At 64.0% G+C, this 20,803-nt stretch carries 20 protein-coding genes and 1 pseudogene; 7 read left to right on the forward strand and 14 right to left on the reverse strand.

What is annotated here, in order from left to right; genetic code table 11:
• On the forward strand, positions 1–2,232 hold the full coding sequence (locus B0G74_RS41160; RefSeq protein ID WP_132383025.1) for a xanthine dehydrogenase family protein molybdopterin-binding subunit: 2,232 nt from the start codon (positions 1–3) through the stop codon (positions 2,230–2,232).
• 12 nt (positions 2,233–2,244) lie between these two features.
• Positions 2,245–3,525: a cytochrome c gene (locus tag B0G74_RS41165; RefSeq protein ID WP_132383027.1), complete on the forward strand. Its 1,281-nt coding sequence runs from the start codon at positions 2,245–2,247 to the stop codon at positions 3,523–3,525.
• A 79-nt stretch (positions 3,526–3,604) separates the two neighbouring features.
• Here the strand turns inward: B0G74_RS41165 and B0G74_RS41170 are convergent, their stop codons facing one another.
• The 7 genes and pseudogenes from B0G74_RS41170 to B0G74_RS41200 form a co-directional block, all read right to left on the reverse strand.
• Positions 3,605–4,261 carry an amino acid ABC transporter permease gene (locus B0G74_RS41170; RefSeq protein WP_132383029.1) on the reverse strand — a complete coding sequence of 219 codons (657 nt, stop codon included), beginning with the start codon at positions 4,259–4,261 and terminating at the stop codon, positions 3,605–3,607.
• A gap of 2 nt (positions 4,262–4,263) precedes the next feature.
• A complete protein-coding gene (locus B0G74_RS41175) occupies positions 4,264–5,010 on the reverse strand; it encodes an amino acid ABC transporter permease (protein ID WP_106277825.1) in 747 nt (248 codons plus the stop codon).
• Between the two features lie 68 nt (positions 5,011–5,078).
• Positions 5,079–5,903 carry a transporter substrate-binding domain-containing protein gene (locus tag B0G74_RS41180; protein ID WP_132383031.1) on the reverse strand — a complete coding sequence of 275 codons (825 nt, stop codon included), beginning with the start codon at positions 5,901–5,903 and terminating at the stop codon, positions 5,079–5,081.
• Positions 5,904–5,978: 75 nt separating this feature from the next.
• The gene (locus tag B0G74_RS41185; protein ID WP_132383033.1) at positions 5,979–7,052 is read right to left on the reverse strand and encodes an ABC transporter ATP-binding protein; all 1,074 of its coding nucleotides are present in this window, start codon (positions 7,050–7,052) and stop codon (positions 5,979–5,981) included.
• 39 nt (positions 7,053–7,091) lie between these two features.
• The gene (locus tag B0G74_RS41190) at positions 7,092–7,976 is read right to left on the reverse strand and encodes an ABC transporter permease (protein WP_132383035.1); all 885 of its coding nucleotides are present in this window, start codon (positions 7,974–7,976) and stop codon (positions 7,092–7,094) included.
• A pseudogene (locus B0G74_RS41195) lies at positions 7,973–8,936 on the reverse strand (ABC transporter permease). The gene B0G74_RS41190 and the pseudogene B0G74_RS41195 overlap by 4 nt, the downstream one beginning before the upstream one ends.
• Positions 8,933–10,027, reverse strand: coding sequence for an extracellular solute-binding protein (locus B0G74_RS41200; protein ID WP_132383037.1), 1,095 nt, complete (start codon positions 10,025–10,027; stop codon positions 8,933–8,935). The pseudogene B0G74_RS41195 and the gene B0G74_RS41200 overlap by 4 nt, the downstream one beginning before the upstream one ends.
• Positions 10,028–10,560: 533 nt before the next feature.
• Between B0G74_RS41200 and B0G74_RS41205 the strand changes: the two genes are divergently transcribed.
• The gene (locus B0G74_RS41205) at positions 10,561–11,454 is read left to right on the forward strand and encodes a LysR substrate-binding domain-containing protein (RefSeq protein WP_132383039.1); all 894 of its coding nucleotides are present in this window, start codon (positions 10,561–10,563) and stop codon (positions 11,452–11,454) included.
• A 68-nt stretch (positions 11,455–11,522) separates the two neighbouring features.
• Here the strand turns inward: B0G74_RS41205 and B0G74_RS41210 are convergent, their stop codons facing one another.
• Together B0G74_RS41210 and B0G74_RS41215 are read right to left on the reverse strand one after the other, a co-directional pair.
• Positions 11,523–12,605, reverse strand: a complete 1,083-nt coding sequence (locus B0G74_RS41210; protein WP_132383041.1) for an ionic transporter y4hA — start codon at positions 12,603–12,605, stop codon at positions 11,523–11,525.
• Positions 12,606–13,077: 472 nt separating this feature from the next.
• Positions 13,078–13,440, reverse strand: coding sequence for a BON domain-containing protein (locus tag B0G74_RS41215; protein ID WP_132383043.1), 363 nt, complete (start codon positions 13,438–13,440; stop codon positions 13,078–13,080).
• A gap of 417 nt (positions 13,441–13,857) precedes the next feature.
• Here B0G74_RS41215 and B0G74_RS41220 point away from each other — a divergent pair, with 417 nt between their 5' ends.
• Together B0G74_RS41220 and B0G74_RS41225 are read left to right on the forward strand one after the other, a co-directional pair.
• Complete coding sequence (locus B0G74_RS41220) at positions 13,858–14,499, forward strand: DNA-3-methyladenine glycosylase (RefSeq protein WP_132383045.1); 642 nt, start codon at positions 13,858–13,860, stop codon at positions 14,497–14,499.
• Between the two features lie 282 nt (positions 14,500–14,781).
• Positions 14,782–15,126 (forward strand): DUF4148 domain-containing protein, encoded by a 345-nt coding sequence (locus tag B0G74_RS41225; RefSeq protein WP_132383047.1) that lies wholly within the window; start codon positions 14,782–14,784, stop codon positions 15,124–15,126.
• A gap of 369 nt (positions 15,127–15,495) precedes the next feature.
• Here the strand turns inward: B0G74_RS41225 and B0G74_RS41230 are convergent, their stop codons facing one another.
• The gene (locus tag B0G74_RS41230; protein WP_132383049.1) at positions 15,496–15,939 is read right to left on the reverse strand and encodes a CBS domain-containing protein; all 444 of its coding nucleotides are present in this window, start codon (positions 15,937–15,939) and stop codon (positions 15,496–15,498) included.
• Between the two features lie 270 nt (positions 15,940–16,209).
• Here B0G74_RS41230 and ribA point away from each other — a divergent pair, with 270 nt between their 5' ends.
• The gene (gene ribA / locus B0G74_RS41235) at positions 16,210–16,860 is read left to right on the forward strand and encodes a GTP cyclohydrolase II (protein WP_116121574.1); all 651 of its coding nucleotides are present in this window, start codon (positions 16,210–16,212) and stop codon (positions 16,858–16,860) included.
• 128 nt (positions 16,861–16,988) lie between these two features.
• Here ribA and B0G74_RS41240 read toward each other — a convergent pair whose 3' ends face one another.
• On the reverse strand, positions 16,989–17,192 hold the full coding sequence (locus B0G74_RS41240; protein ID WP_132383051.1) for a hypothetical protein: 204 nt from the start codon (positions 17,190–17,192) through the stop codon (positions 16,989–16,991).
• Positions 17,193–17,206: 14 nt separating this feature from the next.
• Positions 17,207–18,124, reverse strand: a complete 918-nt coding sequence (locus B0G74_RS41245) for an NAD(P)H-binding protein (protein WP_132383053.1) — start codon at positions 18,122–18,124, stop codon at positions 17,207–17,209.
• A 205-nt stretch (positions 18,125–18,329) separates the two neighbouring features.
• On the opposite strand from B0G74_RS41245, the gene B0G74_RS41250 reads away from it, so the two are divergent.
• A complete protein-coding gene (locus B0G74_RS41250) occupies positions 18,330–19,268 on the forward strand; it encodes an AraC family transcriptional regulator (protein ID WP_132383055.1) in 939 nt (312 codons plus the stop codon).
• Between the two features lie 89 nt (positions 19,269–19,357).
• Here the strand turns inward: B0G74_RS41250 and B0G74_RS41255 are convergent, their stop codons facing one another.
• Together B0G74_RS41255 and B0G74_RS41260 are read right to left on the reverse strand one after the other, a co-directional pair.
• Positions 19,358–20,185: an anti-sigma factor gene (locus tag B0G74_RS41255; RefSeq protein ID WP_132383057.1), complete on the reverse strand. Its 828-nt coding sequence runs from the start codon at positions 20,183–20,185 to the stop codon at positions 19,358–19,360.
• Positions 20,182–20,700: a sigma-70 family RNA polymerase sigma factor gene (locus B0G74_RS41260; protein WP_012426855.1), complete on the reverse strand. Its 519-nt coding sequence runs from the start codon at positions 20,698–20,700 to the stop codon at positions 20,182–20,184. The genes B0G74_RS41255 and B0G74_RS41260 overlap by 4 nt, the downstream gene beginning before the upstream one ends.
• Positions 20,701–20,803: the final 103 nt, after the last annotated feature.

The following is a 20,803-nucleotide window of genomic DNA, read 5'->3' on the forward strand; positions in this document are numbered from 1 at the left end:
ATGTCCCAGGGATTGCTCGATGCACAGAGCGGCGCGCGTGCCGCACGTGGCTTTTCACGACGCGCCTTTCTGAAATTTGGCGTGACGGTAGGCGCGGCGGCAGGCGGTGGACTGTTGCTCGGCTTCAGCATGCCGGCCGCGAGCCAGGATCAGAAGGCCGGCAAATCGGTGATCGGCGGCGACGGTGTCGAAACGCCGCAAAGCGGCGTGTTCGCACCGAACGCCTTTATCCAGATCGATACCGCGGGCAAGGTCACGCTCGTGATTCCGAAGGTCGAGATGGGCCAGGGCGTCTACACGTCGATTCCGATGCTGATCGCCGAAGAACTCGAAGTGCCGCTCGACGCGGTCACCATCGATCACGCGCCGCCGAATGAAAAGCTCTTCATGGACCCGCTGCTCGGCGGGCAGCTCACGGGCGGCTCGACCTCGATCCGTTATGCGTGGGAGCCGATGCGCAAAGCGGGCGCCACCGCGCGCACCATGCTGATCAGCGCGGCCGCGCAGCAATGGCAGGTCGATCCGGCAAGCTGCCATGCGCAGGGTGGGCAGGTGATCCACGAGGCCAGCAAGCGCAGTGTCGGCTATGGTCAACTGGTGACCGTGGCCGCCGGTCTGCCGGCGCCGCAAGACGTCAAGCTCAAGGACCCGAAGGACTTCAAGCTGATCGGCACGGCGGTCAAGCGCCTCGATTCGCCGGAGAAAGTGGACGGCACCGCGATGTTCGGCCTCGATGTACGCGTGCCCGACATGGTCTACGCGGCGATTGCGAACTGCCCGGTATTCGGCGGCACGCTCGCCAGCGTCGACGACACCAATGCAAAAAAAATCCCCGGCGTGCGCCAGGTCATCAAGATCGACAACGCGGTCGCGGTGATCGGCGACCACACGTGGGCCGCCAAGCGCGGCGTGCAGGCGCTCGTCATCAAGTGGAACGAGGGTGCCGGCGCGAATCTGTCGATGAAGCAGATCGTCGACGATCTCGCCAACGCCTCGCAACGCAACGGCGCGGTGGCGCGCAAGGACGGCGACGTCGGCAATGCTTTCTCCAGTGCGAAGACGCGCGTCGACGCCGTGTATCAGCAGCCGTTTCTTGCGCACGCCACCATGGAGCCGATCAACTGCACGGTGCACGTGCGCCCCGACGGTTGCGATGTCTGGCTCGGCTCGCAGGTACCGACGCGCGTGGTGGATGCCGCCGCGGCGGTCACGGGCTTGCCCGCCGACAAGATCGTCGTGCACAACCATCTGATAGGCGGCGGCTTTGGGCGGCGGCTCGAGTTCGACATGGTCACGCAAGCCGTGAAGGTCGCCAAACAAGTCTCGACGCCGGTGAAGGTGGTCTGGACGCGCGAAGAAGACATTCAGCACGACATGTACCGCCCGTATTACTACGACAAGATTTCGGCCGGGCTCGACGCGAATGGCAAACCGGTCGCGTGGCAGCATCGGATCGTCGGTTCGTCGATATTGGCGCGTTTTGCACCGCCCGCCTTCAAGAACGGTATCGATCCGGATGCGGTCGAAGTCGCTTCGGATCTGCCATACGACTTGCCCAACCAGTTGATCGACTACGTTCGCGAGGAGCCGCACGCGGTGCCCACCGCATTCTGGCGCGGCGTGGGACCGACGCGCGGCACCTTCGTGGTGGAGAGTTTCATCGACGAACTCGCGGCGCAGGCCAAAGTCGATCCCGTCAAATACCGTCAGGATCTGCTCGGTAAGACACCGCGTGCGCTGAACGTGCTCAACGTCGCCACGCAGGCGGCGAACTGGGGCAGCGCGCTGCCGAAGGGACAAGGGCGCGGCGTGTCGGTCATGCATGCGTTCGGCAGCTTCTTTGCGATCGTCGTCGACGTCGCGGTGGATCAGGGCGAGGTGGCGGTCAAACACGTGGTGTGCGCGGTCGATTGCGGCATGGTGGTCAATCCGAACACGATCGAAGCGCAGGTGCAGGGCGGCATCATCTTCGGCATCACGGCGGCGCTCTACAGCGAGATCACGATCAAGGACGGCCGCGTCGAGCAGAACAACTTCACCGATTACCGGATGCTGCGCATCGATCAGACGCCGCCGATCGAGGTGCATATCGTGAAGAGCAGCGAGGCGCCCGGCGGCATCGGCGAACCCGGCACGGCGGCGCTCGCGCCCGCGCTGACCAATGCGATTTTTGCGGCCACCGGCAAGCGGCTGCGGCAATTGCCGGTTGGCAGCCAACTGCAAACCGCCTGATCGGAGCCCGACATGAAAAACACTCTGAAGGGTTTCGGTGCGGCGTTGTGCGTGACGCTGCCGTTCCTCGCGCAGACGCCGGCGCTGGCAGCGGATCAGGCGTTGGTCCAACGCGGCGCTTATCTGGCGAAGGTCGGCGACTGCGTCGCCTGTCACACGGCACCGAAGGGCAAGCCGTTCGCGGGCGGCCTGCCGATGACCACTCCGATGGGCCAGATCTACACCACCAACATCACGCCCGACCAGCAGACCGGCATCGGCAGCTATACAGAAGAGGACTTCGCGCGGGCGATGCGCGAAGGCGTCGCCAAAGACGGCCACAACCTCTATCCGGCGATGCCGTATCCGTCGTACGCCAAGGTCAACGACGACGACATGAAAGCGCTGTACGCGTATTTCATGAGCGGCGTGGCGCCGGTGCAGCAGGCGAATCGCGAGCCCGACATCAAGTGGCCGATGAACATGCGCTGGCCGTTGAAGTTCTGGAACATGGTCTTCCTGGAGAAAGGCGTCTATCAGGACAAGCCGGGCAAGGATGTAGCCTGGAATCGCGGCGCGTATCTGATTCAGGGGCTCGGGCACTGCGGTTCGTGCCACACGCCGCGCGGCATCGCGTTCCAGGAGAAGGCGCTCGATGAAAGCGGCAGCGCGTTCCTCACCGGCGGCCTGCTCGACGGCTGGTTCGCGGCGAATCTCACCGGCGAGCAGAACGTTGGTCTCGGCCGCTGGAACGATCAGGACCTGCAGGCGTTTCTGAAGACCGGCGCGAATCGCCATGCCTCGGCGTTCGGTTCGATGACCAGCGTGATCAACAACAGCACGCAGGGCATGAACGATACGGACATTGCCGCCATGTCGACGTATCTGAAGTCGCTGCCGCCGGCGGGCGGCAGCGGTGCGCCGCCGTATAAGTACGACCCGCAGGCGACGAAGGTGTCGCTGAACCGTCCCGCGAACGATGCCGGCGCGCGGGTCTATACGGCGTATTGCATGCACTGCCACGGTGTCGATGGCCGCGGCTTCGCACCGATGCTGGCGCCCTTGTCCGGCAATCCGAACGTGCTGGAGAAGGATCCGTCGTCGCTGATCAACGTGACGCTGAACGGCACCGAGGACCTGGTGATCGGCGGCATTCCCGCGCCGTATCCGATGCCGAAGTACGCGCCGGTGCTCAACGACCAGCAGATCGCCGATGTGCTGACCTTCGTGCGAGCCGGGTGGAACAACGGCGCGCCGGCGGTGACTGCGGACGACGTGGCGAAGTTGCGCAAGTCGACACACGCGGCTCGCTAGTCCTCTCACGGCAGTAATAAAAAAGCGGCAACCGTTCTGCACGGTTGCCGCTTTATTTATTCACACGCTGCAGCCAATTTCAACGATGCTGGCCCACCTTCTGTCGTTTCTCCAGCACCCGCGCGTACCACGTCAGCGGGAAGCACATCGCGAAGTAGATCATCGCGACCATGCCGTAGATCGGGAACGGGCGGAACGCGGCGTTGGTGATCATGGTGCCGGTCTTGGTCAATTCGGTGAAGCCGATGATCGACGCGAGCGCCGTGCTTTTCACCACTTGCACGAGAAAGCCGACCGTCGGCGCCACCGCGATTTTCCGCGCCTGCGGCCACACGATATAGCGCAACTGCTGGGCGAACGTCATACCGAGACTCGCGCCCGCTGCCCACTGACCACGCGGCACGGCTTCCACACAGCCGCGCCAGATATCGACCAGATAGGCGCTCGTATAAAGCGTCAAAGTGACGGTGGCCGCGACCCACGGCGACACGTCGACACCGAGCAGCGGCAAGCCGAAAAACGCCAGAAAGAGCTGCATCAGGAGCGGCGTGCCCTGAAACACTTCCACATACACCACGACGATGCGCCGCAGCCAGGCGATCGGCGACACGCGCATCGCGAGCAGAATGAGGCCGACAATACCGCCGCCGACAAACGCGATCAACGACAGCAGCACCGTCCAGCGGGCGGCGAGCAACAGATTGCGGGCAATGTCCCACAGCGTGAATTCGACCATGATCAACGCTCCGTGGGCAGGGTGCGGGCGCCGCGCCACATCAGGCGGTTGCGCCAGTTACGCGGCGCGCTCTCGTTGCCGCGCGCCGCACGGCCCGCGAACAGTCCACGACCGAGCCGGTTGAGGATTTGCCGCAACACGATCGACAGCACCAGATACGTCGCGGTGATGATCAGGTAGCTCTCGAACGAGCGGAAGTTGCGCGACTGGATGAAGTTGGCCGCGTACGTGAGATCGGGCACGGAGATCTGCGAGACCACCGCCGAGCCGAGCATCACGATCAGCACCTGGCTCAGCAGCGCGGGAAACACGTTGGCGATGGCCTGCGGCAGCACGATGAAGCGAAACACTTGCCGCCCATGCAGACCGAGAGCCTGCGCCGCCTGCACCTGGCCGCGCGAAATCGAGTCGATGCCGGCGCGCACGATCTCGATGGCATAAGCGCCGAGATTGACGGTCATGGCGAGAATCGCGGCCTGCACTTCATCGATATGAATGCCGAGACTCGGCAAACCGAAGAATACGAAGAACAACTGCACGATGAACGGCGTGTTGCGGATCAACTCCACGTAACTCGCCACGACCCAGCGCGCCCATTTCGGCCCGGCCACCGCCACGCTCGCACCGGCAATGCCGACGATCCCGCCGAGCACGGTGGAGACGGCCGTCAGCCCCAAGGTCACGGCGACGCCGCGCGCGAGCATCCCCGCATAGAGGCCGAAGCCGCTGAAATCGAACGCATAGGTCATGGCATGGCGCTCATCGTGAGGTCAAACTCCGGCGCGGACCACGCTTCGTGGTCCGCGCAAAAAAAGGTTCAGAGGTCGGCCGGCAGCGGCGCGCGCAGCCACTTCTGCGAAATCGCGTTCATGGTGCCGTCCTTGCGGGCCTTGGCAATCGTTTCGTCGACTTTCTGCTTCAGACGCGGCTCGTTCTTGTTCAAACCGACGTGATCCGGCGAGCTGAACAGCGAGAACTTCTGCTCGGGATCGTTGGCGGGATGACGCGCGAGAATCGTGGCGCCGACGTCGTTGCCGACTACCATCAACTGTACCTGACCAGAAAGAAACGCCGAAATTACGCCGTTAGGATCGTCGAAGCGTTTGATGTTCGCCGTGGGCGGCGCGATCTTGGTCACGCTCAGGTCTTCCAGCGTGCCGCGCGCGACCGAAATCGACTTGCCGGCGAGGTCGGCGGCGCTCTTCACGGGCAGCGCTTTCGGGCCGAACACGGCGAGGTAGTACGGCGCGTACGGTTGCGAGAAGTCGATCACTTTTTCGCGCTCCGGCGTCTGGCCGACCGACAGCAGCATGTCCGCCTTGTGGTCGGCGAGGTAGGCCATGCGGTTGTCGCCCGTCACCTGCACGAGTTCGACCTTGGCGTTGAGCGCCTTGCCGATCAGGTTCGCGACGTCGATGTCGTAGCCCATCGGCTTCATATCCGGGCCGATCGAGCCGAACGGCGGGTAGTCCTCGAACACGCCGATGCGCACCGTACCCGACTTGGCGATGTTGTCGAGCGCGTCCGCATGCGCGGCCGACGGCAACGCGCACAGTGCGCCGAGGGCGGTGAAGGCGAGCGTCGCGGCGAGCGTGGCGAACACGCGGCGGGTGCGGGTTGGGGCAGCGGGGCGGTGGTTCATGATCTTTCCTCTGTCGAAAATGTCGGTATTGGAATGGGTTTGAGTGGCGTGCGATTCAGTGGGAGTCAGTGCGCTTCAATGCCCGACCCGCGCGGCGATCAGTTTGCACGCATGCGGCGGCAATTCCGCGAGCACCGGCATGCCGAGCGTAAGCCCCGGCGTTTCGCGCGGCGTGGTGGCGGCGGTCAAGATGAAGCCGGCGCAGTCGATGGTCGCTTCGAGCGACGCGCCCACGTCGCGGATAAACGTCACGGTGCCTTGCAGCCGGTTCGGACCCGCGGAATCGGACGCGGCTTTCACGCACACGTCTTCGGGGCGGATCAGCAGGCGGATATCGCTGCTGGACTCCGGCACGCGCGCCGGTTGCACCACGCTGATGCGCCGGCCGCCCGGCAGGCTCACGCCGCCCGCGCCGTCGTAGGTGACCGGCAGGATATTGCCGAGACCGATGAAGTCGGCGACGAACTCGCTGACCGGATCGCGATAGATATCGAGCGGCTTGCCGACCTGTGCGATGCGGCCTTTCTCCATCACGACGATCTCGTCGGCCATCGTCATTGCTTCGCGCTGGTCGTGCGTGACCATGATCGTCGTGATGCCGAGACGCTGTTGCAGCAGGCGGATCTCCACCTGCATGGCTTCACGCAGCTTGGCGTCGAGCGCGGAGAGCGGTTCGTCCAGCAACAGCAGTTTCGGTTGCGAGGCGATCGCGCGCGCAATCGCCACGCGCTGACGCTGGCCGCCGGAGAGTTGCGTGACCGGCCGGTTCGCCATGTGCGGCAACTGGATCAGTTCCAGCAACTCCGCCACGCGGCGCGTCTGCTGGTCCTTCGCCGTCTTGCGCAGCTTCAGCGGATACGCGATGTTCTGCGCGACCGTCATGTGCGGAAACAGCGCGAGCGACTGGAACACCATGCCGAAGTCGCGCTGGTTCGCCGGCAGGCGCGTGATGTCGCGCCCGGCGAAATGGATGCTGCCCGAGGTCGGCGTTTCCAGGCCGGCGATCATCCGCAGCAGCGTGGTCTTGCCGCAGCCGGACGGGCCGAGGAAGCACACCAGCTTGCCGTCGGGCACGCTCAGATCGACGCTGTCGACGGCATGGGCCGCGCCGAAGCGCCGGGTCACGGCCTGCAACGTTAAATGGGTCATCGGATGCTCCAGCAAGAAGAGGGCGTCATGAGCGCGCGATCACAAAGCGACGCCTTCGTCGCCGATCAGCTTTTCGAGCAGCCAGATCAGCGCGAAGTCGATCGCGACGATGAACACGGCAAAACAGAACACGGTCGGATCGAGCGACGACACCGTGCGGCTGTAGAGCCACACCGGCAGCGTCATCGTATCGATGCCGTACAGGAAGAACGTGACCGTGAATTCGTTGAACGAGATGATGAACGCGAACAGCATGCCGGCGAGAATGCCGGGGCGCATCAGCGGCAGGATCACGTCGACGAGCGCGCGGCTGGGACTCGCGCCCATCACGCAGGCAGCCTCTTCGAACTCCGGACCAATCGAGGCGACCGACGCCGCGCAATTTTTCACGGTGAACGGCAGCGCCAGAATCACGTGCGCGATGATCAGGCGGAACACGCCGAGTTCGACCGGCAGCACGTTGAACACCAGCAGCAGCGACAGGCCGAGCATCACGAGCGGATAGACGAGCGGCAACGCGACCAGTTGTTCGACCGCGGGCTTGCCGCGAAAGCGGTAGCGGCTCAACGCGTAGGCGGCGGGCACCGAGACGAGCGTGGCGATCACCATGGTCGATAGCGCGACGATCAGGCTCGTGCGCAATGCGCCGCCCATCGACAGCGTGTCGCTCGCGTCCGGCGACACGAAGCTGTGCCACGCGGCGCGATACCAGTGCAAGCCGTAGGCATGCGGCGGGAATTCGAGCGTGTCGGCCGCGCTGAACGACATCGTGATCATCGTGAGGATCGGCAGCGCGGCGAGGAACAGAACGATAGCCGCGAGCAGGGCGGTGGCCTTGCCGAGCTGGCCGGGCATGACAGCCGGCAAGCGTGGTGCACGCGGTTGCAAGCGCGGCGGCGGCGCGGTTTGAATGGGCGTGCTCATGCGTGAGGCTCCTCGGCGAGACGCTGCGTGCGGCGCACGAGGCGCTGCGACAGCGCCATCACCGTCAACGTGGCGACCATCAAAACGACACCCGACGCGGAGGCCGCCGGCCAGTTCAGCAAGGGCGCGACCTGATCGTGGACCAGCACGGCGAGCATCGGCACGCGTCGTCCGCCGAGCAGCAGCGGCACGGCGAACGCGCTCGCGTTATAGGCGAATACGAGCAGCGCGCCGGACACGAGACCGGGCATGGCGAGCGGCAACAGCACGTGACGCAGCGTTTGCCAGCGCGTCGCGCCGAGCGTGGCGGCGGCTTCCTCGTAGGAACTCGAGACCGCGCGCATCGCGCTCGAGAGCGGCAGCACGGCGAGCGGAAACGCCGTCTGGATCAAGCCGAGCAGCACGCCGTTTTCGCGGTACAGCCACATCAATGGACGTTGCACGAGGCCGCTGCCGAGCAGCGCGTGATTGAGCAGGCCGGCCGGCCCGAGAATGATCAGCCAGCCATAGCCTTGCAGCAGCAGATTGACGAGCAGCGGCAGCAGCACGCCCGCGAGCAGAAGCCGCCGTGCGAGCCGCGACTTCGTTGCGCGCCATCGCCAGTGCGACCGGAATTGCCAGCAGCACTGCGCAGATCATGCTTTGGAACGCGAGCTTCAACGTGAGCCACAACGACTTCATGAAGTAGCCGTCGAGCAGGTCCGCGTAGTTTTGCAGCGTGAAGCCGCGCCACTCGTTGCCCTGCGTGCCGAAGCTCATGCGCAGCACGACCAGCGCCGCCGCGCCGAGGATGGCGAGAAACAGCAGGATCGGCGCGAGCAGCAGCCACGGCCGCGCCTTTGCCATCGCGTTGGCGGCGGGCGTGTCCGGTCCGAGACTGGACGCGCCCGTCGCGGCATCCGAGGCCGGATCGGACGCCGGTGAAGCACGCCGCGAAAAGCGGGCGAGCATCGCGGTCATGCCGAGAAGATTTCGGTGTAACGCTTGATCCACGCCGGCTGCACCACGGCGAGCGCCTTGTCGTCATGCAGCACGGCTTTCTCGGCGATCTGCTGCGGACTCGGCACGAACGCACGGCTCTCGGCGGGAATCACCGCTTTCGAATTGACCGGGCCGTTCAGCACGTCGGCGGCCATGCGGCCTTGCACGCCGGCGTCGAGCGAATGGTTGATGAAGGCGTGGATCAGATCGCTGTCGCCCGGATGCGCCTTGGGGATCACGGTGAACATCAGCTGCGTGGCGAAGCCTTCCTTCATGCCGTAGGTCACGCCCATCTTGTACTCGGGCTTGCGGATCTGGTTGGGGAAGAACGCCGGCGAATAGATGCCGCCGATGTCGAGCGACCCGGTGCGGAACAGATCGGCCACCTGGTTCGGGTTCTCGCCGAGCGTCATCACGCGGTCTTTCAACAGCATCAGTTTCTTGAAACCCGGCTCGATGTTCTGCTGCGAGCCGCCGTTCATCTTCGCGGCGATGATCGCCAGGTCCACCGCTTCGGCCCACTCGGGCGGCGGCAGGAACAGGCGGCCGGCGTATTTGGGATCCCACAATGCTTCGTACGATGCCGGCGCGGTCTTGACTGTCGACGTGTTGTAGATCAACCCGTCCGACCACAGCAGGTAGCCGACGCCGAAGCCGTTCGCGCCCGTGCGGTACTGCGCCGCGACGTCTTTCAGGTTCGGCAGCTTGTCCAGATCGGGCTTCATCAGCAGACCGGCGTCGCCGAGACCGGCCGCGCCGACGCCGGCCAAGGTGATGACGTCGTAGGTGGGACGATCGCCCGCGGCCTTGACCTTCGCGACCATGCCGGAGGTGCCGTCGGCGCGGTCGGCGATCACTTTGGCGCCGGTTTTCGCCGTGAACGTGGCGGCGATATTGCGCAGAGCGGCGGCGCCCGTGTCGTCCGACCACGTCAAGAGACGCAGCGTCTTGCCGCTGAAGTTGTGTTCCTGCGCGCGCAGATTGATGAACGGCATCGGCAAGGTGGATGCCGCGAGTGCCGCGCCGATCGACTTGATGGCCTGCCTTCTACCCCGTTTGATCTCTTCCATGGCGGTCTCCTGTGTTGAACGCCTGTTGCCTAGTGATATCGCTGTGACCGCCGCCGCTGCATCGCTCGTTTGCGTTGCTTGCCTGCGCTGCGTGTGGATGCACTCTAGGTTTGCCAAAATCCCTCAACAAACGAAATATGCGCATGGAGGGCATGACGTAAGCTCATGCAAAGGCCGCCGCGCGACTGGGGCGGCGCACGCCCGTCAGAGGGCGGGAGCGCCGAGGCAGTAGCGCATGCGGGTTAACGTCCATGTTTCGTCGACGATTCGCGCCCTCGTGGAGGTATGAGGAAAGCTCGGTTCTGGTGCGGTTGCGAACGTGTTTTGCCCTGCGCCGGTGCATGCTGGCCTGGTTAACGGCAAGTTTTGGCATCGGCATGAGCCGAATGCATGACCGTCGTGTTCACCGCTTCTCGTTAGGCAATTTGTGATCGCGTATCCTGTAGGCCCGCGAGAGGCGTTCTGGCGGCAGGCGACGACCCGCGCCGCCACGCCCACGCAATGATTTTTCCTGATCGTACTGGACACCCACGATGCGCCGCCTACCGCCGCTCAACGCGCTGCAGATTTTCGAAACCGTGGCGCGGCATCGCAGTTTCACGCGCGCCGCCGACCATCTATGCCTGACGCAGGGCGCGGTCAGCCGGCAAATCATCGCGCTCGAGGACTACTACAAGTTTCCGCTCTTCAAGCGCCACGCGAAAGGCCTGACGCTCACTGCCGAAGGGGAATTGTTGCTTCCGGCCGTGAAGGAGAGCTTCGCGCGCATCGAGGAAATTTCGCTGCGCCTCACCCGGCAGCGCACCGATCTCGCGCTGAAAGTGCCGACCTGTGTGATGCGCTGGATGCTGCCTAAGATCATGCGCTTCCAGGCAGAGTATCCCGAACTGCACGTGCAGATCACGACTACGTGGCAGCACGACGTCGATTTCCAGCTCGAACCGTTCGACGCCGCGATCATTTACGGCTCGTCGCCGGGGGCGGACGTGCAGGCGGTGCCGTTGTTCGAGGAGCGTCTGACGCCCGTGTGCGCGCCCGATCTGCTGAAAGACAAGCCGCTTGCCGAGGTGGCTGATCTCGCGCGCCACACGCTGCTGCATCCCACGCGCGATCATCGCGACTGGAAGATGTGGCTTGCCAAGGTGACCGAGATCGATGCCGCGCACGCCGCGGCGATCGACGCCGAGCACGGCCCGAGCTTCGACACGCTCGATATGGCGACCAACGCCGCGTTACAGGGGTTCGGTGTCGCGATCAGCGATCTTGCGCTGATCGACGAGGACGTGGCGGCCAAGCGGCTCGTGCGGCCGTTCGATACGGTGCTCAAGACCGGCTGGCGTTACTACTTCGTCTACCCGGACTCGGTCGCGCATCAGCAGAAGCTGAATCTGTTCCGCGACTGGATCGCGGCGCACTGGGAAGAGTAGTCCGGCTGGCGTGGCGGCGCGTGGGCCAGCCGACCCGACGCCGCTCTTTCAGGCTCTGGCGCCCAAGGTCAAGGTGCGAACGACAGAAACAGATACGCCGCGAACAGCGACAGATGCACGGCGCCTTGCAGAATCGTCGTGCGGCCCGAGCTGAGCGTGAGCGTGCCGACTATCAGCGTGAGGACGAGCAGCACGGTTTCCTTGCCGTCGATGCCGAGCACCAGTGGCTGGCCGGTGTACAGAAAGACGCAGGCGACGGTCGGAATGGTCAGGCCGATACTGGCCAGCGCCGAGCCGAGTGCGAGATTCAGGCTGTTCTGCAAGCGGTCGGCGCGCGCCGCGCGCACCGCGGCCAGCCCTTCAGGCAGCAACACGAGCGCGGCAATCACAATGCCGACCACGGCAGCCGGCGCGCCCGCATTCTTGACCGCGGTTTCGACCACCGGCGAGAGCACCTTTGCAAGCAATACCACCGCGACGAGGCACACCAGCAGCAAGCCGCCGGCCGCCATCGCCTGGCCGGCGCTCGGTGGCGCGGCATGGACGTCTTCGTCCGGCGTGCCGGCCAGAAAGTAATCGCGGTGGCGCACGGTTTGCACGAACACGAACACGCCATACAGCACGAGGGACGACACCCCGGCAAACGCCAGTTGCGATGACGACAGGACCGGGCCGACGTTCGTGGTGGTGTAGTTCGGCATGACCAGCGTCAGCACGGACAGCGACGCGAGCACGGCCAGCGCCGCAGCGGCGCCACGGCTTTGAAAATCCTGCTCGCGATGGCGGATACCGCCCACCAGCAGGCAAATGCCGACAATGCCGTTGCAGACGATCATCACCGCCGCGAATACCGTGTCGCGCGCGAGACCGGCCTTTTCCGGACCGGACGTGAGCATGACCGAGACGATCAGCGCGACTTCGATCACGGTGACGGCCACTGCCAGCACCAGCGTGCCGAACGGTTCGCCGACCCGATGCGCGACCACTTCCGCATGGTGCACCGCCGTGAAGACCGCGGCGCACAACGCCACGCCGACCAGCACGAGCAGCAGGCCGCTGTCCGGCATGGCATACGCGATACCGAGCACGATCCACGCGACGAATGGCACGGCAATGGTCCAGCGGGGCAGAACGGTCGCAGGCGTGGTCATCGGGCTTCCTTTTAATGCTTGTATTGAGTGGCCCGGCGGGGCGCGAACGGCTTCCGCCTTGGCTTGAAGCGAGCGCATATGTTCATGCAACTTCTAAACAACACGCCCTAACACTTTAAATTATAAAGGATAATTGTTCGTGATCGTGGCTTTGTCCATGCTCAGGGACAGACGACGATGGCGTGCGTCCGGCATGCTGTAGCGCAAACGGCGACTGCTGGAGAAAGGGATCGGGTCACGCAGAATTGCGCGGATAACGCGTGGCGGACGTGGCTGGTGTGTGACGAATGCGCGGTGGCTACGGCGACCGGTAGGCATTGAGGTTCCGTCGGCTAAACGCGGGATGTCGGGCGAACCCCGGTGTGTCGAGGATACTACGGCTGCCGCGTGCGGCGAAACCGCTCCGGTGGCGCCAACGCCCCTGTGACAGGGCATTGGCGTCCGGCTATGTGATTACAGCAGGCTCACTCGATTACTGACCGACCGGACGAATCGTCAGGGCGTTCTTGACCGACGTCACGCCGGCCACGCCTTGCGCCGCCTGAGTGGCCAGGTCGACTTGCTGCTGCTCGGGCACGGAGCCAGCCAGCGTCACTGCGCCGCCGCGTGCACGCACGGTGATGTTCGCCACGCTCAGGCCTTTGGTCTTCGACAGTGCGGTGCGGACCTTGCGTCCCAGGGCGCGATTGGCCGCCTTGGTCTGCTTGGCCGTCGGTTGCGCCGACTCCGATGCCGCGGCCGGAGCTGCGGCGTCGCTGGTTTGCGCATACGCATTGAGGGACGCGAGAACGATCAGCGCGCTGCCGATCATCTTGATTGCCGGGAATGCTTTCATTCAACTCTCTCCTATTGTCATGGGTACAACCGCCCCCGAATGAGGCAGTGCGCTACACCAGCAGGTACATCGGGATCAAAACTGAATGGAACGGTGCTGCGGATCGTGCGAATGCTTTCAAACTGTATGCTGATTCGGGCGGGCCGAAACACACGCGAGCCGGCAAAGGCTGTGCTGCAGGCCGGAAACACACGATACTCCAATTAGTGCCATGGTGATGGCGGCGCAGCACGGAAGTGAGGTTTTGGTACAACGAATGGGCCGATGAAAACTGACCGATGGCGCTCAACCGCTGGAACCAGAGCGTTGCCTCGCGCCGTTGGCGGCTCGCGACGGCGCGGTTGCACGCATCCATCCCATACCGTTTGCATAGCTTTTAAGTCCCACACCATGCGCTTTAAGAATAAGGTCTAACGCATGCGGAAACATCAACTTCCCATCCTGCCATTGCTTCGTGACGAATTACCGCTCGATACCGTCGAACTCGCGCGCTTCATGATCGGCAAATACCTCGTGCACGATCTGCCCGAAGGGCGCATGAGCGGACGCATCGTCGAGACCGAGGCGTATCCGCTCGGCGATTCGACCAGTCATGCGTTCATGGGCCGACGTCCGCATAACGGTTCGATGTTTCTCGCGCCGGGTCACGCGTATGTGCGGCTCACCTATGGGCTGTCGTACATGCTCAACATGTCCGCCGAAGCCGAGGAGGTCGGCGCCGGTATTCTGTTGCGCGCAATCGAGCCGCTCGAAGGCCTGCCGCTCATGGAAGCGCGGCGGCCCGGCGTGCCGTTGCGCGATCTCGCGCGCGGACCCGGCCGGCTCACGATGGCGCTCGGGATCGGCCCGGCGTTCGACGGCTGGGATCTGTGCTCGGGCCGCAGCTTGTGGATCGGCGTCATGGAGCGGGGCGAACTGCCGGTGGGAGTGACGACGCGCATTGGCTTGTCGCGCGAAATGCATCGGCCGCTGAGGTTTTTCGAACCCGGCAGCGCCTTTGTCAGCGGGCCGCGCAAGCTCCTGCTGACGCCCCAATCCGGTGCGCCGAACAGGGCGTAAATCTGCCCGGCGATCATGCGTATGTCAGCAGAACACGCTCAGATCAGATGCATTTTTGAAACTTCAGACACAAAGGGTTACGATCCCGACAATTATTACGCCAAACATGCTATTTGGATTGAGGCTTGCGGTAATTTTCGACCCATTCTTGCGATTGCGACAATTATGTATCTCGAAATCTAGGGTTTTCCCTTGGCGATCTGATGACTAGACTGAAATCACTCGCTTCTCACATGGTGTGGCAAGCGTTGCAAATAAAACCAGGTCTGGAGGTAAATCATCATGAAATCGCTCATCAAAGCAGTCGCCATTGCAGCCGTTCTCGCCGCTCCGATCGCTTCGTTCGCTCAGTCGAGCCAACAGCCCGTCACCCGCGCGGAAGTTCGCGCCGATCTGATCCGGGTTGAACAAGCCGGCTACAACCCGGGTGCGTCGAACGATTCGACCTATCCGGCCGACATTCAGGCTGCCGAACGGCGCGTACAGGCGCAGAACCCAGCCGTCGCGCAGACCCAGGAGCCGGTCGCCGATACCAGCGGTTACGGGGGTGCGACAAGTGGTTCGTCGCAAGCGGGCGGGGTGGTTCAGCCGATGTCGGGCCCGAAGTCGGTGTACTTCGGTAACTAAGCCAGCGAGGGAGCCGCTTGCGGGCCTGGATTCAGGCCGTAGTGGCAGGCCCTTGCAGAACGTCGATCGAGGCGAAAGCGCGCGGATCAACCGGGCAGCATTTCGCCTCGAACGAGATGCAGTAGTCTGTCAGCAAGCAGTGTGAAGTCGGTATCGACATGCGCGCCGCATTGATGGCGCGCACCCTTTCAACCGTCGAATTGATTCGAGCGCGACGCGGCAGCAGCGCCGCGAGCACCACAAGACAGCCGGGCCGCGCGAGTCGCGGTCCACAAGTCAAGGAACCTCCGCTGCCGCAAGGTAGCTTCGCCCAACCGTTTCACGGATTGGGCTTTTTTTGCGCGTCGGTTCCGCGGCGTGCGTATCAGGTCAGGGCCGCTCGCCGTGAATATAGAACTCGAGCTGCTGAATGGTGAACTGCTGTTCGGCGATGATGTTCTTCACCAGGTCGCCGATCGATACCATGCCGACCAGCCGGTCATTGTCGATCACGGGCAAGTGGCGCATGCGCCGCTCTGTCATGAGGGCCATGCAGTCGTCGGTGGTCTGATCGGGGCGGACAAAGCGCACGGCCTTGCTCATGATGTCGCGCACCGGCGTGGCCTTCGACGAGCGGTCCATCAGCACGACCTTGCGCGCATAGTCGCGCTCCGTGACGATTCCGGCGATGCTGTCGCCGTCCGTGACGACCAGCGCGCCGATGCCCTTTTCGGCCATCAGCTTGATCGCTTCGTAGACTGAGTCGTCGGCCCCGACAGTGAAAACAGTGGTGTTGTTCGGTTTCGTTTTAAGAAGCTGTGCAACGCTTGTCATGGAGCGGCTCCGTTTCGCAGTGCAGCACGCCGGCGCGGCGCGCTGTCGTGAGGGACAGGCCATTCCAGTATAGGCGTGACGCGCCACCGGGGTACTTCGGGAATACCTGTGGCGCGCGCTGCGTTTAACTCGGGTAGCGGCGCACCGCCAGAGCGGTTCCGCGCTCCATGCAGGGGCATACGGGTGCGGCAGGCCGATTAGCGGTAAACTCCCAGTCCGTACCTTATTCCCGGTTTGATCGGGTTCATGTCAGCACCATTGTCTAACGCCATGCTCACGTCTCACGATCCGTCGCCCGCAGTAGACGGCGCACCCAACGGCGAATGCGTCATTCTCGACGCCACCGCCACGCTTCCTACGCGCTACGGCACGTTCACTTCCTACGTGTTTCGCGTATGCGAGAGCGGCGCCGAACATCTCGCGCTCGTGATGGGCGACGTCGCCAACCAGTCGTCCGTGTTGACGCGCCTGCATTCCGAGTGCCTCACCGGCGACGTGCTCGGCTCGTACCGCTGCGACTGCGGCGAGCAGCTCGACCTCGCGCTGCGCTACATCGCGGCGGAAGGCTGCGGCGTGCTGCTGTATCTGCGCGGCCACGAAGGGCGCGGCATCGGCCTGTCGAACAAGATTCGCGCATATGCGCTGCAGGAGCAGGGGCGCGACACCGTCGAGGCCAATCTCGATCTCGGCTTGCCGGACGACTCGCGCGAATACGACTCGGCCGCGGGCATTCTGCGCACGCTGAAGGTCACGTCGGTGCGTCTGATGAGCAACAATCCGGAGAAGTTCGACACGCTGTCCAAGCATGGCATTCCGGTGTGCGAGCGGGTCGCGCTGGCGATTCCGATGCGCGAGGAAAACGAGCGTTATATCCGCACCAAGCAGGTGAAGTTCGGTCATTACTTCGACGAGAACGAATGAGCCACGCGCCTGTGCCGGCCGCCGTTTGTGCACGGCAGCCGGCGTTGTAGCGGCGGATTCGTCGATATCTTGCGCCCGGCATGCCGGGCGCTTTGCTTTGCGCCTTCGATACATCGAAGCGCGGCGGATCAGAACAGGCTGAAGTCGTCGTTGCTGTCGGGAATTGCGTTGAGCACGTCCTGCAGCGCGCGCCAGCCTAGCCATCCCACAAGACTTGCCGATATCGCCAGCCAGCGGTGCGCGCGCGTGTTCATGCGCGTCGATCGCGTTCGATGTTGGGACGCGACCTTGCGCGCGTCGATCGATGTACGTAGCAAAGGGCAGGTATGCATGCGGTCTCTCCTCTCTAACGAGCGGTGCCGTCGGCGGTTGCCGCGGCCGTGGCCACGCGCGGCAGAATCGCCGCCAATACTTCAGCTAGCGTCGTCGCGCCGAAGCGACGTTCGCTGATATCCGCTTCGACATCGATACGACCCGCGTTGTGCGCGTCGTAGAGGTCGGTGATCGAACGCGCGTGGCCTTCGCCGAGCCCCGCGCCTTGCAGCACCGCGGCCCATTCGCCGCGCGGCACTTCACGTGCTACGACGGCACGGCCTGCCAGTTCGCTGATCGTGCGCGCCACGTCCAATGCGCTGATGCGCTCATCGCTTTCGATGCTCACGACACGCGGCGAGACCGGCTGCACTCGATCGTCGAGCAACAGTTCGACGGCCAGCACGCCCACGTCCTGTGCGGCGACGGTGGGAAAGCGTTTGCTCAACGGATGATGCAGACTCGGCAGCGCGCCTTTCGCGAGCGCGATCGGCAGCACGCGTGCCCAGTTATGCATGTGTTCGGCGGCGCGCAGAAACGTCAACTGCGAGTCCACCGTTCGCAGTTGCGTTTCAAGCTGGTGAAACAGCGTGGTGATGCCCGTGCCGGCCGCATGTTCCGCGCCGTAGTCGGAGAGCGCGAGAATGCGAGAGGGCGGATCGGCGCGCAATGCCGCGATGCTCACGTCGATCATGCGCCGCATCGCCTGTGCGGGATCGGCGTGTCCCCGTGGCAACGGACACAGCAGTTGCACGGCATGCGCACCTTCGATTGCGCGCGCCACCGTTGCGGCGTCGAGCAGATCGGCAACGGCGATCTCGCAGCCGATCCCGGCGAGGAATTCGCCCTGTTTTTTATCGCGGACCACCGCACGCACGTTGCGGCCCGCCCGGCGCAATGCCGCCGCGCTCACTGCGCCGACATTGCCGGCTGCTCCAAAAATCACGAACACGTTGCGCTCCTTGTTGGCTCGGTACGGCCTTATCTTAGAGGCGCGGCAGCGGGGAAACGCGCGGGCAAGGATCGCGCCGCGCAGATTCGGATGACGGTTTTGCTTGCCGCGCAGCAGCAGACGCGTTGAATCTCGTAGAGTCGAGCGAAGCGGCGCGAAACGTCGCACAATGCAGGCACACTCGAAGTCATCCACGAGGGCAGCAATGAATGCAGTGACACCGATACCTGGACTGCAACCGCAGCCGCATAGCGGTTCCCGCGTCGTATTGCGTTCGAGCAGACTGCTCGGCTGGCAAGGCTTCGGCGCGGAGCTGGTCAACGTGTCGGCCGGGCTGCACCGTATTCCCGCGTTCAAATATCACCGGGTGGGCGTGCATGTCGGCGCGCCCGTCAAGGCACGCTGCCTGTGCAACGAGCGCCGCTACTCGCGAATCCAGGCGCATGGCGACGCCGACGTGATTCCCGCCGGACTCGACGGGCAGTGGAGCGATGAAGCCGCCTGCACGATTTTCAGCGTGTGGATCAGCGAGGCGTTCGCGCAGCGGACCGTCGAGCAACTGTCGCTGAAATCGAGCGATGCGCAACTGCGCCCACAATTCCAGCTGCGCGATCCGCGCTTTCAGCATCTCGCCTGGGCCTTACGCGCCGAACTCGAAGCGGACGAGGCATCCGATCCGCTCTACGCCGAAAGCCTGTGTACGGCGATGATGGTGCGATTGATCGGCGGTGCGCCGACGCTCGATAACAAGCGGCGCACGCTCGCGCCGAAAACGGCCGCGCGCGTGATCGAGTTTATCGAAGCGCATCTGGACCAGCGTCTCACGCTAAGCGAACTGGCCGCACTCGCCGAGTTGAGCGTGCCGCATTTCAAGGTGCTGTTTCGCGAGACGCTCGGCATGCCGGTGCATCAATACGTGGTGCAGCGGCGCGTGGAGCGCGCGCGAACGCTGCTGCTGCAAGGCAAGCTCAACGCGAGTCAGATCGCGCTCGATACGGGCTTCGCGCATCAGAGCCATATGGCGCATTGGATGGGCCGCTTGTTGGGTGTGACGCCGCGCGAGCTGATCAGGTCAAGTGCGAATTCAGGCAGCATTGTCGAGTTCGATTCGAGCCATTCCCGCCGCATTGCTACGCCGCGCTAGACCCTCGCAACGACGTTATGCGCGCGGCCTCACTGGATCGAGGCCGCGCGCCTGGAAGCTGAAGCGCACACCGTAATGCAGGGCACCGATCAACCCGGCGCCGCGCCCGTCAACTGCGAATAGACGTCATGCGACAGTTGCAGCAACTGCTTGCGGTCGATTCCGCCCGACACCGCATAGCCGAAATCGCCGTCGATCCAGTAGAACACGTTCACCGGGCCGTCCTGATACAGCTTGAACGCGGTCGTGTTCGAGTTCTGCTGGCGACGCGAAATGCACAGCGTGACGCGCTCGCCGTTCGGCCCGCGATACATGAACTGCGCGGTCGGTCCATCGGCGCCAGGCAGCAGCCGTCCGCCCGAGAGATTGAAGCCGCTCTTCGACAGAATCGGCGGATGCACGTTGGTGCCGAGACGGTTGGAGAGCCACTGCACGAAATCCTGTTCGTGATCGTCGGTGCTCATCTCGGTCGGCCGGTCGACGGCGGGCATGTAGACCACATGCGCCACCGCCGCCTGCCGCGCGAACACTTCCGAGCTGTCCGCGCTGACAGGCCGCGTGTCCGAGTGGCCACTTGCAACCGGCGCGATCACGTCCTGTCCCATATGCGTGCCCACGCCGATGCCCACGCCCATCACCAGCGCCGCCGCCATCCCGGCGAATTGCGGCCAGTTGGCGGCAATCCGCCAGCGGCGCGGCGCAGGCGCCTGCAGGCGCTTCGGCACGGGTTCGCTCAGCACGCGGTCGTAGCGCTCGTGGAACATGCTGTTCAGCGAAAAATAATCGCTGACTCGCGCGGCCAACTCGGGGTTCTGTTCGAGCGCGCGCTCCACATCGGCACGGCGTTCGTCGGACAGCGTGCCGTCCACGTACGCATGCAGGTCTTCTTCGCCGATCGGCATAGTTTGGTCGCTCATCGCACCACCTGTAATTTTGCACCGGGCTGCGTGCCCGCCATCAACGCCCGCAACCGTTCGCGTCCGCGCGACAGCCGCGACATCACCGTGCCGAGCGGAATGTTCAGCGCGAGCGCCACGTCGGCGTAGCTCATTTCCTCGAGGCCCACCAGCAGCACGACTTCACGCTGCTCCATGGGCAGGCGCTGCAGCGCGTAGTCGAGGTCGCGCATTTCCAGCGAGCGGGTCTGCTCGGAGGGCACGGCGAATTCGCTCTCGGACACGCTTTCGTCGTCGACCGCCACGTGGACGGCGCGCGCCGAAGCCTTGCGCGCCTGATTGGCGAACACGTTGTGCATGATCGTAAACAGCCACGCGCGCAGATCGGTGCCCGGCTGGAACATGCCGGTGCGGCCGAGCGCGCGTTCGAGCGTGTCCTGCACCAGATCGTCGGCGAGGTCGCGATTGTTGATCAACGCTCGTGCATAGCGCCGCAAACGCGGTACATGCTCCATCAACTCGTCACGGACATCCATTTTGTATCCCAATCGTGGAGTTTTTCCGCGGGCAAGAAGGCGTTCTCCTGCCGCGCGAAAAGACGCATTCGAGATGCGAACACACGTGCGCGCATTTTATTCC

The organism is Paraburkholderia sp. BL9I2N2 (assembly GCF_004339745.1).
Taxonomy (GTDB): domain Bacteria; phylum Pseudomonadota; class Gammaproteobacteria; order Burkholderiales; family Burkholderiaceae; genus Paraburkholderia.

Excerpts from the sequence above, each read along its gene's own strand:
- B0G74_RS41230 (WP_132383049.1), bottom strand. The coding sequence starts at position 15,939 with ATGACAAGCGTTGCACAGCTTCTTAAAACGAAACCGAACAACACCACT.
- B0G74_RS41165 (WP_132383027.1), top strand. The coding sequence starts at position 2,245 with ATGAAAAACACTCTGAAGGGTTTCGGTGCGGCGTTGTGCGTGACGCTG.
- B0G74_RS41170 (WP_132383029.1), bottom strand. The coding sequence starts at position 4,261 with ATGGTCGAATTCACGCTGTGGGACATTGCCCGCAATCTGTTGCTCGCC.
- B0G74_RS41220 (WP_132383045.1), top strand. The coding sequence starts at position 13,858 with ATGCGGAAACATCAACTTCCCATCCTGCCATTGCTTCGTGACGAATTA.
- B0G74_RS41190 (WP_132383035.1), bottom strand. The coding sequence starts at position 7,976 with ATGAGCACGCCCATTCAAACCGCGCCGCCGCCGCGCTTGCAACCGCGT.
- B0G74_RS41255 (WP_132383057.1), bottom strand. The coding sequence starts at position 20,185 with ATGAGCGACCAAACTATGCCGATCGGCGAAGAAGACCTGCATGCGTAC.
- B0G74_RS41210 (WP_132383041.1), bottom strand. The coding sequence starts at position 12,605 with ATGACCACGCCTGCGACCGTTCTGCCCCGCTGGACCATTGCCGTGCCA.
- B0G74_RS41185 (WP_132383033.1), bottom strand. The coding sequence starts at position 7,052 with ATGACCCATTTAACGTTGCAGGCCGTGACCCGGCGCTTCGGCGCGGCC.
- B0G74_RS41200 (WP_132383037.1), bottom strand. The coding sequence starts at position 10,027 with ATGGAAGAGATCAAACGGGGTAGAAGGCAGGCCATCAAGTCGATCGGC.
- B0G74_RS41225 (WP_132383047.1), top strand. The coding sequence starts at position 14,782 with ATGAAATCGCTCATCAAAGCAGTCGCCATTGCAGCCGTTCTCGCCGCT.
- ribA (WP_116121574.1), top strand. The coding sequence starts at position 16,210 with ATGCTCACGTCTCACGATCCGTCGCCCGCAGTAGACGGCGCACCCAAC.
- B0G74_RS41175 (WP_106277825.1), bottom strand. The coding sequence starts at position 5,010 with ATGACCTATGCGTTCGATTTCAGCGGCTTCGGCCTCTATGCGGGGATG.
- B0G74_RS41250 (WP_132383055.1), top strand. The coding sequence starts at position 18,330 with ATGAATGCAGTGACACCGATACCTGGACTGCAACCGCAGCCGCATAGC.
- B0G74_RS41215 (WP_132383043.1), bottom strand. The coding sequence starts at position 13,440 with ATGAAAGCATTCCCGGCAATCAAGATGATCGGCAGCGCGCTGATCGTT.
- B0G74_RS41205 (WP_132383039.1), top strand. The coding sequence starts at position 10,561 with ATGCGCCGCCTACCGCCGCTCAACGCGCTGCAGATTTTCGAAACCGTG.
- B0G74_RS41180 (WP_132383031.1), bottom strand. The coding sequence starts at position 5,903 with ATGAACCACCGCCCCGCTGCCCCAACCCGCACCCGCCGCGTGTTCGCC.
- B0G74_RS41260 (WP_012426855.1), bottom strand. The coding sequence starts at position 20,700 with ATGGATGTCCGTGACGAGTTGATGGAGCATGTACCGCGTTTGCGGCGC.
- B0G74_RS41240 (WP_132383051.1), bottom strand. The coding sequence starts at position 17,192 with ATGCATACCTGCCCTTTGCTACGTACATCGATCGACGCGCGCAAGGTC.
- B0G74_RS41160 (WP_132383025.1), top strand. The coding sequence starts at position 1 with ATGTCCCAGGGATTGCTCGATGCACAGAGCGGCGCGCGTGCCGCACGT.